Below are 12,450 nucleotides of genomic sequence, written 5' to 3'. Positions count from 1 at the left end.
GTTACGCCGCCTGACCGATGGCGTTCGGATGGCACGCCGGACACGTCTCGCCCGGCTTGTAGAACGGCGACTGCTGATCTTCCATGCTGACCACCGCGCGGCAGCCGAAGCATTGGGCGGTCGCGGTCGGCTGCAGGTTCGGATCGAGCGACGTGCGGTAATCGAACACGAAGCACTCGCCGTTGTAGTGCGCGCCGCCCACTGCCTCGAAATACTTCAGAATGCCGCCTTCGAGCTGATAAACGTGCTCGATGCCCACTTCCTTCATGTGAATCGCGGCTTTTTCACAGCGAATCCCGCCCGTGCAGAACGACACGACGGTCTTGCCTTCCATGTCCGCGCGATTCTGCTCGATCACCTGCGGAAACTCGCTGAATTTCGTGATGCGGTAATCGAGCGCGTTCTCGAACGTGCCGACATCGACTTCGAACGCATTGCGCGTGTCGAGCATCACGACCGGACGGCCTTCGTCGTCGTGGCCGCGGTCGAGCCAGGCCTTGAGCGTGGGGGCATCGACGGACGGCGCACGGCCGAGTTCCGGCCTGATCGCGGGCTTTTTCATCGTGATGATTTCGCGCTTCAGTTTCACCAGCATGCGGCGAAACGGCTGCTTCGCGGAGAGGCTTTCCTTGAATTGCAGATCGGCGAAGCGGCCGCCGAAGAGCGCGTCCGAACGAAGGTAGTCGATGAATTCGCGGACTTCGACAACCGGCCCAGCGATGAAAAGATTGATGCCCTCCGGCGCCAGCAGAATCGTGCCCTTCAGCCCGAGCGCGTTGCAGCGTTCGGTGACGAGCGGCCGCCACGCGGGGCCGTCTTCGATGGTGACGAATTTGTAGGCGGAGAGGTTCAGAATGCTCATGATCGGACGATGCGCTTGACGCTGTAACGGGTAAAAAGTGCGGATAAACATCCGGCACAAAACACGTATTATCCCGCAAACGGCACGCATCCTCGCCCGATTCGCGGCGGCGCGTCGCCAGCCCTTGCGCGGGCGCAATTTCGGCAGCGCGCGGGGGCCTTATCCGTTCGGCCAGCGCGAGCGCCGCCGGCGTTTTCGCGGGTAGCCCGCATGTACAATACCGCCATGTCAGATCCCCGCTTCGTTCATCTCCGCGTCCACTCCGAATTCTCGATCGCCGACGGCATCGTGCGACTGGACGACGTCGTCAAGGCTGCCGCAAAAGACGGGCAAGGCGCACTCGCGCTGACCGATCTCGGCAACGCATTCGGTCTCGTGCGCTTCTACAAGGAAGCGCGCGGCAAGGGCGTGAAACCCATCGCCGGCTGCGATGTCTGGATCACCAATCCCGACGATCGCGACAAGCCTTCGCGCCTGCTCCTGCTCGTGCGCGACAAACAGGGTTATCTCAACCTGTGCGAACTGCTGAGCCGGGCGTGGCTGACGAACCAGTATCGCGGCCGCGCCGAGGTGTTGGTCGAATGGCTCGAAGGCGGTCTGGCCGAAGGCCTGCTCGCGCTTTCGGGCGCGCAGACGGGCGATATCGGCATGGCGCTGGCGGCGGGCAACGCGGCCAGTGCGCAACGCAATGCCGAACGCTGGGCCAGGCTCTTTCCGAACGCGTTCTATATCGAGTTGCAGCGCGCGGGTCAGCCGGGCGAGCAGGGCTACATTCAGGAAGCCGTGGCGCTCGCGGCGAAACTGAAGCTGCCCGTCGTCGCCACGCATCCGCTGCAGTTCATGACGGCGGACGACTACACCGCGCACGAAGCGCGCGTGTGCATTTCCGAAGGCGATATCCTCGCGAATCCGCGCCGTCAGAAGCGCTTCACGACGGATCAGTATTTCCGCACGCAGGACGAGATGTGCGCGCTCTTCGCGGACATTCCGTCGGCGCTCGCGAACACCGTGGAAATTGCGAAGCGCTGCAATCTGACGCTCGAACTCGGCAAGCCGAAGCTGCCGCTTTTCCCCACGCCCGATGGCATGTCGCTCGACGACTATCTCATCCAGTTATCGAAGGAAGGGCTCGAAGTTCGCCTGCAGCAGCTCTATCCCGATGAGACCGAACGCGCAGCGCAGCGCGAAACGTACTACACGCGTCTCGACTTCGAGTGCGGCACCATCATCAAGATGGGCTTTCCGGGCTACTTCCTGATCGTCGCCGACTTCATCATGTGGGCGAAGAACAACGGCGTGCCGGTCGGTCCGGGCCGCGGTTCGGGCGCGGGCTCGCTCGTCGCTTACGCGCTCGGCATCACGGACCTCGACCCGCTGCGCTACAACCTCCTGTTCGAACGCTTCCTGAATCCGGAACGCGTGTCGATGCCCGACTTCGACATCGACTTCTGTCAGGAAGGGCGCGATCGCGTCATCCAGTATGTGAAGGGCAAGTACGGCGCGGACGCGGTCTCGCAGATCGCGACCTTCGGCACGATGGCCGCGAAGGCCGCGGTGCGCGACATCGGCCGCGTGCTCGATCTCGGCTACATGTTCACGGACGGCGTCGCGAAGCTGATTCCGTTCAAGCCGGGCAAGCACGTGACCATCGCGGACGCGATGAAGGAAGAGCCGACGCTGCAGGAGCGCTTCGATGCCGAAGACGAAGTGCATCAGCTGCTCGAACTCGCGCAACGCGTGGAAGGGCTGACGCGTAACGTCGGCATGCACGCGGGCGGCGTGCTGATCGCGCCGGGCAAGCTCACGGATTTCTGCCCGCTCTATTCGCAAGGCGAAGACGGCGGCGTCGTCAGCCAGTACGACAAGGACGATGTCGAAGCCGTCGGCCTCGTGAAGTTCGACTTTCTGGGGCTGACCACGCTCACGATTCTCGACTGGGCCGAGCGCTATATCCGCCGCCTCGATCCGTCGAAGCAGGACTGGAATCTCGCGCAGGTGCCGCTCGACGATCCGGCCTCGTTCTCGATTCTGAAGAAAGCCAACACCGTCGCCGTGTTCCAGCTTGAAAGCCGCGGCATGCAGGGCATGCTGAAGGACGCGCAGCCGGACCGCTTCGAAGACATCATCGCGCTGGTGGCGCTGTATCGTCCGGGCCCGATGGATCTGATCCCGAGTTTCTGCGCGCGCAAGCACGGACGCGAGATCGTCGAGTATCCGGACCCGCGCGTCGAGCCCGTCCTGAAAGAGACCTACGGCATCATGGTCTATCAGGAGCAGGTGATGCAGATGGCGCAGATCATCGGCGGCTACTCGCTCGGCGGCGCGGACTTGCTGCGCCGCGCGATGGGCAAGAAGAAGCCCGAGGAAATGGCCGAGCATCGCGAGATCTTCGCGGAAGGCGCGGCCAGGAACGGCCTCACGCGCGCGAAGGCGGACGAGACCTTCGACCTGATGGAGAAGTTCGCGGGCTACGGCTTCAACAAGTCGCACGCGGCGGCGTATGCGTTGCTCGCGTATCACACGGCGTGGCTGAAGGCGCATCATCCGGCGGAATTCATGGCGGCCAACATGTCGCTCGCCATGGACGACACCGACAAGGTGAAGATCCTGTTCGAGGACTGCATCGGCAACGGCATGAAGGTGCTGCCGCCGGACATCAACCAGTCGGCGTATCGTTTCGAGCCGGTCGCGCAAGCCGACGGCACGCGCTCAAAGATCATTCGCTATGGCCTCGGCGCGGTGAAAGGCAGCGGCCAGAACGCGATCGAGGAAATCCTGCGCGCACGCGAGGACGGTCCGTTCGTCGATCTGTTCGACTTCTGCGAACGCATCGACCGTCGTGTCGTGAATCGCCGCACGGTGGAGGCGCTGATTCGCTCGGGCGCGTTCGACACGCTGCATGCGAATCGCGCGCAATTGCTGGCCTCGGTGCCGCTCGCGATGGAAGCCGCCGATCAGGCCGCCGCCAACGCGATGCAGGCCGGCCTCTTCGACATGGGCGACGCGCCGCTCGCCAAACACGAATACGTCGACGAAGCCGAGTGGTCGGACAAGAAGCGTCTGCAGGAAGAGAAGACCGCGCTCGGCTTCTATCTGTCCGGGCATCTGTTCGACGCCTACAAGGGCGAAGTGCGCCGCTTCGTGCGCCAGAAGATCGGCGAACTGAAGGAAGGACGCGACAAGCTCGTTGCCGGCGTGATTTCGGCGATGCGCACGCAGATGACCCAGCGCGGCAAGATGCTGATCGTCAATCTCGACGACGGCAGCGGCCAGTGCGAAGTCACCGTGTTCAACGAACAGTTCGAAGCGAACAAGGCGCTCTTCAAGGAAGACGAGTTGCTCGTCGTGCAGGGGCAGGCGCGCAACGACGCGTTCACCGGCGGCATCCGCTTCACCGTCGATACGGCGATGGACCTCGAACGCGCGCGCAGCCGCTACGCGCAGTCCGTGAAGGTCGAGATGAACGGCAATGCTGACTCTGTGCGTCTGCGCCGTGTGCTCGAAGCGCATGCGGCGGGCGCGCAGGAAGCGCCGCCGCCGGCTCCGGCGCGCGAGAACGGCCGCTCGCGTCAATCCGCGCCGATTCCGAATGGCCTGAATGTGAGCATCGTCTATCGCAGCGAGCACGCCGAAGGCGAAGTGCGCCTCGGCGACGCGTGGCGCGTCAAGCCCACCGACGACCTCATCACGGCGCTGCGCGGCGAATTCGCGGGCAGTGCGATCGAAATCGTCTACTGATGCGCATCGGCATCTCGGCGAATGCGTTGAAGCATTCGGGCGGCCTCGAGCGCTACGCGATGGACCTCGTGCGCGGCCTCGCCGCCGCGGGCTTCGACGGCAAGCAAAAGCCCGCGTTCTTCGCGCGCAAGATCGATCTGTCATTGCCCGAAAGCAGGTTGATCGAGCCGCATCGCATCAAGGTATCGTTTCTGCCGGGCAAGCTGCGCGACGCGTATTTCTCGTGGGCGCTCAAGCGCGCGCGTAAGAAGGCGAAGGTCGATGTGCTGATCGGCTGCAATCGCGTGGAAGGTTCGGAAATCGCCATTTGCGGCGGCACGCACATCGGCTTTCTGCGCGCAACCGGGCGGCGCGAGAAGCGCTCGGACACGCGCCAGATCGCGCTGGAGCGTCGGCAGTACGCTGGCGCGAAGGTGATCGTCGCGCACTCGGACATGATGAGCGACGAACTGCGCGCGTTGTACGGCGTCGACGTCCGGAAAATCCGCGTGCTGTATCCGCCCGTCGACGGCGCGCGCTTCTCGCCGGTCGATGCCGCTGCACGCGCGCGTCTGCGTGAGCAGTTCGGCTTCAAACCCGATGAAACCGTGCTGCTGTTTCCGTCGAGCAGTCATGTGCGCAAGGGCTTGCCGCTGATCGAGAAGGCGCTCGCCGGGATGAACGTGGTCGTCGCGGTGGCGGGGCGCGCGCCGGACAAGCCCGCGGCGAACGTGCGCTATGTCGGCTATGCGAAGAACATCGAAGACGCGTATCGCGCGGCGGATTTCACGATTCTCGCGTCGAGCTACGAGCCGTTCGGGCTGGTCGGCATCGAGTCGGTGATGTGCGGCACGCCGGTGATCTTTCCGGCCTGCATCGGCTGCTGCGATGCGATCGCCGATCACGCGAAGCACGTCTTCAGATCGGGCGACGCCGACGATCTGCGCCGCACGGTGCTCGACGCCATCGAGACGCGGCGTGGCGCGCCGCGCGTGTCGGGCGATGCCGTGCGCTATGACACGAGCGTCGATTCGCACGTTCGCGCGTTGCTCGATCTGGCGAGCGACATCAATCAGAAACGCTGAGACGCTCAGCGCACGTCGTTCAGATGCGCGAGCTTCAGGAAGCGGTAATAGACCGTCTGCGCGTTGAACACGGCGATCATGAAGCCGGCCTTGCCGTCGAGGAACCCGCGCCGCAGCACATAGGTCCGCACGAATGCCCAGGCGCCGCGCGTGAGCGCGATGCCGAAGCTGCCGCGCTTGCCGGCCGCGTACCGTTGCTGCGCGCCCGCCGTCGAATACGCATCCAGTTTGCGCAACACCGCTTCGAAATCCTCGTAGGAGTAGTGCATCAGCTTGCCGGACAGGCGCGCGACGGGTTTGCCGGTCGACAGCACCAGCCGCTCGTGCACCAGATCAGGTGAGAAGCGCGCCGTGCCGCGGCGGAACAGGCGCGGAATCCAGTCCGGATACCAGCCGCTGTGCTTCACCCACACGCCGCAGAAACTCGACAGACGGTCGATCGCGTACACGTCCGCCTGCGGATCGGTGATCGCGGCGCGGATCGCAGCCGCCAGTTCCGGCGACACGATCTCGTCGGCATCGATGGAAAGCACCCAGTCGGTCGAGAGCGCATCGAGTGCGCGGTTTTTCTGCGGGCCGAAGCCCGGCCAGTCGCGCGCCTCGATCACGCGCGCGCGATGCGTCTCGGCGATGCCCACGGTCGCGTCGGTGCTGCCGCCGTCGACGACGACGATTTCGTCGGCGAAGGACACGGCCTGCAGGCATTGCGCGAGCCGCGCGGCCGCGTTGTGGGTGATGAGGGCGATGCCAAGGGTCGGAGCGTTCATGGAGCCTTTCGAGCGGCGCTGATGCGTTGTTGTTCTATCGGCGGGATCGGACGCGCGGCGCGCTCATCCGCGCAGATGCCACTTCACGAAGAAGAATGGCGAGAGCAGCCACGGACACGTCGCATAGACGAACATCTTGACGCGAAAGCCGAAGTCCACGTCCTTCGATGTGAAGAGGAGCGCGATCTTGCGCCCCAGCGGAGCCTCGCCGAACACCTCGCTCACGTAGGTTTCGCGCGCGGCCTTGCGTGCGAGCAGGGCGCGCATCTGCCCGCCGACGCCGACTTTCCCGGCATCGCTCACGAGCTGGCGCGTTTCGCCCGTGCCGTTGATGTTCGCGAGCTTGATGCGCGCGACGAAATCCTTCGGCGTGCGCCATTTCCGCTTTCTCGACAGGCCGCCGCGCCGGTACTGCACGAGCGGTTCGTGCAGCGTGTGAGCGCCCCGGCTCATGATCGCGCGAAACGTCATGATCTGATCTTCGCCGTAGATGCCGGGCGCGATCGGCCCGAATTCCTCGAACAGACGCCGCGCCCAGGCGTGCGCCGCGCCGACCACGTGCGGCCGGTTGGCGGACCAGGCCTCGAAGCTGTGGTAGTCGTCGAGGTCGGTTACGCGCAACACGCCATGCGCCTGGCCTTCGGAATCGATGTCCTGCAGGTCGGATGCGACGAGGTCGTAGCGCCTGCCGCTCGCGATCCAGTCGCGCATCACGCGCTCGACGCGCTGCGGCGTGGAGATATCGTCGCCCGCCGCGATGAACAGCATCTCGCCCGACGCGCGCGCCGCGAGCGCGCTCAGGTGCGCGCTGATGCCGAGATTCTTCTCGTTGCGATAGAGCCGCACGGTGTGCGGACCGTGGTAATCGCGCACGCAGCGTTCGGCGACGGCAAAGGTGTCGTCGGCGGAGGCATCGTCCGAAATCAGGATTTCGAGCGACGGCCAGGTCTGCGCCAGCGCGCCACGTATGGCGTCGGCGACGGTGTCGTGCTGGTTGAATGTGATGAGCATCAGGCTGGCGAGCGGTGCGTCCGGCCCTGTTTGATGTGTCGCTGGCATCTCGGATTCACAACGCGTGGATTGCCCGGCGCGCCTTCCCGGCCGCGGGTCGAGCGTTCCGTGAGCGAAGAGCGTGCCAGGCGGCAACAGCTATAATATCGCGGGTTTTCGGGGCGCGCGACCGGACCGGCCGGTCTAACCCATGTCAGGTTCATCGATTTGGAAAAATTATTGCGTTATTTGATCGCCAGCATGGTCTTGCTGGCGCCTGCGACCACGCTCGTCGTACGGGGCGGAACCGGTTACTGCTTTTTCGTGTTGCTCGCCGTCGCGCTGTTCGCCGGATTCAGCAAGCCGTTCCGGCTCAAGGTCAGTCTGCTCGTCACCGCCTATCCCTGGTACACCGTGGGCATGCTGTGCTTCATGGTGTATTTGCCGTTGCAGCAGGCCATCGACGGCTATTACCTGCCGCGCGAATTCGACGGCCTGTCGCGTCTCGCGCTGAGCCTGCCGATTTTTCTGCTGCTCGTGAACGTTCCGATCCGCAACTTGAAGGCGCTCGGCTGGGGCTGCGCGCTCGGTGCGATCGGCGCGGGCGCCTGGGCCGTGGACACCAACCTCCACACGACGATCAACGATCTCAATCGCCTCGGCAACGACTACACGAATCCGATCCCGTACGGCAACACCGCGCTCCTGCTCGGTTTTCTCTCCGTGATGACGATTCGCTGGGACGATTATCCCAACGCGCTCCTGAAGCGCCTCGGCATCGCGCTCAAGCTGCTGGGCCTCGCGGGCGGCGTGTATGCATCGTATCTGTCGGGCACGCGCGGCGGATGGCTCGCGATTCCGCTCTTTCTCGCGCTCTGCTCGCTGAATTTCGGCTGGATCAGGCAGCGCCGCCACTGGCTTGCGGCGTCGATCGTCGCGGTGCTGGCCATATCGGCCCTGCTCGCATCGCCGCTCGGCCGCGAGCGCGTGATGGCGACGCGCTCGGACATCGTGCACCTGTCGGAAGGCTCGGCCGCCTACAGTTCCATCGGTGCGCGGCTGCAGCTCTGGCGCGCGTCGATCCACCTGTTCGAGGCGCATCCGCTGACGGGCGTCGGTAAGGGGCATCTGGAGGCGTCGCTCAGGGATATGGCGAACCAGGGCGAGGCGCCGGCTTACATCGTCAATCAGCGCGCGCACAGCGAGTTCTTTTCGACGATCTCTGAACTCGGCGCGGTGGGCGTCGTCTGTCTCGCGCTGGTTTACTTCGGACCGCTCGTGTATTTCGTGCGCCATCGGAAATCGTCCCACCGCGATGTGTCTACGGCCGCTTATTGCGGGATCGCGGTGTCGGGGTCGGTTATCATCTTCGGTTTGAGCATCGACGTGTTCACGGTGGTGATGAGCACCGCGCTCATCGCGCTCCTCTGGGCCGTGTTGCTCGCGGTCATCACACACGACGCGCGGCCGCCGCAAGGCAAGAAAGGCCGCGCATCGATCGGCTGATCGTCGCAACGGCCGTTCCGGCTGATGACAACAGCAACAAACGCCGCGCGACACGTCAGTCAGGCGCCGGGCGAAGTGGAGATATGCTCTTGAACAAGCAAGCAAGTTTGCGCAAACCGATCGGCGGCGTGGAAAGCAGCTCGCCGATGGCCGTCATGAGGCGGCTATGGCCGTATATCCGGCCGCTCATGGGCATGGTGCTGCTCGGCCTGCTGACGATGGGCATCGTCGCCGCGACCGAGGCGGGCATTCCGATGCTCCTGAAACCGCTGCTCGACCACGGCTTCGGCTCGAAGAGCAGCGATCACGCGAAGTGGCTCGTGCCGGCGGCGGTCATCGGGCTCGCGCTCGTGCGCGGCTCGGCGCAGTACGCATCGGGCTATTTTCTTTCCTACGTGACGAACAAGATCCTGCTGCAACTGCGGCTCGAGATGTTCCATCGCATGATCCACACGAGCGCGGGCTTCTTCCAGCGCGAAACCGCGAGCACGATCATCAACGCGATCGTCTTCGAGGTGAATCAGATCCTGAGCGTGCTGCAGAGTGTCATCGTCACGCTCGTGCGCGACTCGCTCACGGTCGTGTTTCTGCTCGGCTATCTGTTCATCCTCAACTGGCGTCTCACGCTGATCGTCGCGGTGATTCTTCCCGCCATCGGCTGGCTCGTCAGCAAGATCAACCGGCGGCTGCGGCGCCTGAACCGCGAGCATCAGACCCTGACCAACGAGCTGTCGTATATCGTCGAGGAGACGGTTGGCGGCTACAAGGTCGTGAAGGTGCACAACGGCGAACCGTACGAGACCGGCCGCTTCACCGAGATGAGCCATCGCCTGCGCGGCTACGCGATGCGCATGCAGGTGTCGGGCGGCCTCGCGCAGCCGCTCACGCAGTTTCTCGCGTCGATCGCGCTCGCCATCGTGATCACGATCGCGGTCGTGCAGTCGGCGAACGATCAGACGACGGTCGGCGGCTTCGTCGCGTTCGTCACGTCGATGCTGCTCGTGATCTCGCCGCTCAAGCATCTGATCGACATCAACCAGCCCTTGCAGCGCGGCATGACGGCGGCGGAGCTGATCTTCGGCCTGATCGACGAGCCCGCGGAGCCCGAAGGCGGCGGGCGGCGTCTGCCGCGCGCGCGTGGTGAGGTCGAATTCCGCGATGTCACCTTCAGTTACGGCTCGATCGACCGGCCAACACTCGATCGCGTCTCGTTCAAGGTCGCGCCGGGCGAGATGGTCGCGCTCGCGGGGCCGTCGGGCAGCGGCAAGACCACGCTCGTGAATCTGCTGCCGCGCTTCTTCGATCCGCGCGACGGTCAGGTGCTCGTCGACGGCGTGCCGCTCACCGACTACAACCTGCACGACCTGCGCGGCCAACTGGCGATGGTCAGCCAGGACGTCGTGCTCTTCAACGACACGATCGCGGCGAACGTCGCATACGGGCAGACGCCGGACCGCGAGCGCGTGATGTCGGCGCTCGCGGCGGCGAATCTGTCGGATATGGTGGCGACGTTGCCGGAAGGCATCGATACGCTGATCGGCGGCAATGGCATGCGGCTGTCGGGCGGCCAGCGTCAGCGTCTAGCGATCGCACGCGCGATCTACAAGGACGCGCCGATCCTGATTCTCGACGAAGCAACGTCGGCGCTCGATTCGGAATCGGAGCGTCACGTGCAGGCGGCGCTCGAAACGCTGATGAAAGGGCGCACGACGCTCGTCATCGCGCATCGTCTGTCGACCATCGAACGCGCGGACCGCATTCTCGTGATGGAGACGGGGAAGATCGCGGAGCAGGGCAGCCACGCGGAGTTGTTGCGCAAGGGCGGCCTGTACGCGCATTTGCATCGGATTCAGTATCAGCAGCAGGCGGCGTGATCGTTCAGCCGCGTGCTTCCGATTGACTGTGAGATAGCTGTTCTTCGAGGGGCGCTGTGCTCGTTCACATCAACGCTATTTCGATTCAGGCACGTTCGCTAAGGAATGCTTTCCTGATGGATGGTTCGGACTTCGCCGGGATCCGGCGAAAACCGAGAGAAACCGCCCCCACGATCCTCACATCAACACGATGTCATACTGCTCCTGACTCAAATTACTCTCCACCTGCAACGAAACCGGCTTCCCGATGAAGTCCATCAGCATCGCCAGATGCTGTGACTCTTCCTCCAGAAAGAGATCGATTACCTCCTGCGAAGCCACCACACGAAACTCACGCGGATTGAACTGCCGCGACTCGCGCATGATTTCGCGCAGCACGTCATAACACACCGTGCGCGGTGTTTTCACCTGCCCCTTGCCCTGACACGTCGGGCACGCCTCGCACAGCACGTGCGCAAGCGATTCGCGCGTGCGCTTTCTCGTCATCTCGACCAACCCGAGCTGCGAGAACCCATTGACCGTCACGCGCGTGCGATCCTTCGACAACGCCTTCTTCAGTTCCCCCAGCACCTGATCGCGATGCTCGACATTCTCCATGTCGATGAAATCGATGATGATGATCCCGCCCAGGTTCCTCAGGCGCAGTTGCCGCGCGATCGTATGGGCCGCTTCGAGGTTCGTCTTGAAGATGGTGTCGTCGAAATTGCGCGCGCCGACATAACCGCCCGTATTGACGTCGATGGTCGTCATCGCTTCGGTCTGGTCGATCATCAGATAACCGCCCGACTTGAGATCGACGCGCCGCGACAGCGCCCGCTGAATCTCCGCCTCGATGTTGTAGAGATCGAAGAGCGGCCGCTCGCCGGTGTAATGATGCAGGCGTGAAGCCACCGCCGGCGTGAACTCCGCCGCGAAGTCCGCGAGCATCTGATACGTCTCGCGCGAATCCACCTGTATGCGCGTGGTTTCGTCGTTGACGAAATCGCGCAGCACGCGTTGCGCGAGGTTCAGGTCCTGATAGAGCAGCGTGGTGGGCGGCACGCGCTGCGCCTGCGTGACGATCGTCGCCCACGTCTTGCGCAGATACGCGACATCCGCCGCGAGTTCCTCGCTCGTCGAATCCTCGGCGATGGTGCGCACGATATAGCCGCCTTTCTCGTCGGCGGGCAACACGGCGGTCAGACGCGCGCGCACGGCCTCGCGCTCGGCTTCGCTCTCGATCTTCTGTGAGATGCCGATATGCGGCTCCTGCGGCAGATAAACCAGCGTGCGTCCCGCGATGCTTACCTGCGTCGAGAGCCGCGCGCCCTTGGTGCCGATCGGGTCCTTCACGACCTGCACCATCAGCGATTGACCTTCGAACACGATCTTCTCGATCGGCACATGCGGCGCCGACGAATGCGGCTCGCCCGCGATGCGCGGATGCCAGATATCGGCGACATGAAGAAACGCGGCGCGTTCGAGACCGATGTCGATGAAGGCGGACTGCATGCCCGGCAGCACGCGGACGACCTTGCCGAGATACACATTGCCGACGCGCCCGCGCGACAGCGTGCGCTCGACGTGAAGTTCCTGAACGGCGCCTTGCTGAACCAGTGCGACGCGGCTTTCCTGCGGTGTGACGTTGATCAGGATTTCTTCGTTCATGG

Annotated in this window: 8 protein-coding genes; 4 read left to right on the top strand and 4 right to left on the bottom strand. The window is 64.0% G+C overall.

Annotated features, from left to right (window positions below):
- Nucleotide 1: 1 nt before the first annotated feature.
- Nucleotides 2-862: a sulfurtransferase gene (locus AWB80_RS17525; RefSeq protein ID WP_061175931.1), complete on the bottom strand. Its 861-nt coding sequence runs from the start codon at nucleotides 860-862 to the stop codon at nucleotides 2-4.
- Nucleotides 863-1,072: 210 nt separating this feature from the next.
- Here AWB80_RS17525 and dnaE point away from each other — a divergent pair, with 210 nt between their 5' ends.
- Nucleotides 1,073-4,600, top strand: coding sequence for a DNA polymerase III subunit alpha (gene dnaE, locus AWB80_RS17520; protein ID WP_061175930.1), 3,528 nt, complete (start codon nucleotides 1,073-1,075; stop codon nucleotides 4,598-4,600).
- Nucleotides 4,600-5,664, top strand: a complete 1,065-nt coding sequence (locus AWB80_RS17515; protein WP_087131370.1) for a glycosyltransferase family 4 protein — start codon at nucleotides 4,600-4,602, stop codon at nucleotides 5,662-5,664. Before dnaE ends, AWB80_RS17515 begins: the two co-directional genes overlap by 1 nt.
- A gap of 5 nt (nucleotides 5,665-5,669) precedes the next feature.
- On the opposite strand, the gene AWB80_RS17510 is transcribed toward AWB80_RS17515, so the two are convergent.
- Both AWB80_RS17510 and AWB80_RS17505 read right to left on the bottom strand, forming a co-directional pair.
- Nucleotides 5,670-6,431 carry a glycosyltransferase family 2 protein gene (locus tag AWB80_RS17510; RefSeq protein WP_061175929.1) on the bottom strand — a complete coding sequence of 254 codons (762 nt, stop codon included), beginning with the start codon at nucleotides 6,429-6,431 and terminating at the stop codon, nucleotides 5,670-5,672.
- A gap of 63 nt (nucleotides 6,432-6,494) precedes the next feature.
- Nucleotides 6,495-7,490: a glycosyltransferase family 2 protein gene (locus tag AWB80_RS17505; RefSeq protein WP_061175928.1), complete on the bottom strand. Its 996-nt coding sequence runs from the start codon at nucleotides 7,488-7,490 to the stop codon at nucleotides 6,495-6,497.
- Nucleotides 7,491-7,661: 171 nt separating this feature from the next.
- Here AWB80_RS17505 and AWB80_RS17500 point away from each other — a divergent pair, with 171 nt between their 5' ends.
- Nucleotides 7,662-8,927: an O-antigen ligase family protein gene (locus AWB80_RS17500; protein WP_244206556.1), complete on the top strand. Its 1,266-nt coding sequence runs from the start codon at nucleotides 7,662-7,664 to the stop codon at nucleotides 8,925-8,927.
- A gap of 83 nt (nucleotides 8,928-9,010) precedes the next feature.
- On the top strand, nucleotides 9,011-10,801 hold the full coding sequence (gene msbA / locus AWB80_RS17495; RefSeq protein ID WP_425266858.1) for a lipid A export permease/ATP-binding protein MsbA: 1,791 nt from the start codon (nucleotides 9,011-9,013) through the stop codon (nucleotides 10,799-10,801).
- Nucleotides 10,802-10,978: 177 nt separating this feature from the next.
- Here the strand turns inward: msbA and rng are convergent, their stop codons facing one another.
- Nucleotides 10,979-12,448 (bottom strand): ribonuclease G, encoded by a 1,470-nt coding sequence (rng, locus tag AWB80_RS17490; RefSeq protein WP_061175926.1) that lies wholly within the window; start codon nucleotides 12,446-12,448, stop codon nucleotides 10,979-10,981.
- Nucleotides 12,449-12,450 lie beyond the last annotated feature (2 nt).

It is taken from the genome of Caballeronia pedi (assembly GCF_001544915.2).
Taxonomy (GTDB): domain Bacteria; phylum Pseudomonadota; class Gammaproteobacteria; order Burkholderiales; family Burkholderiaceae; genus Caballeronia; species Caballeronia pedi.
Note: the sequence above shows the minus strand (reverse complement) of the source record. Positions and strands in the feature narration are given on the sequence as shown.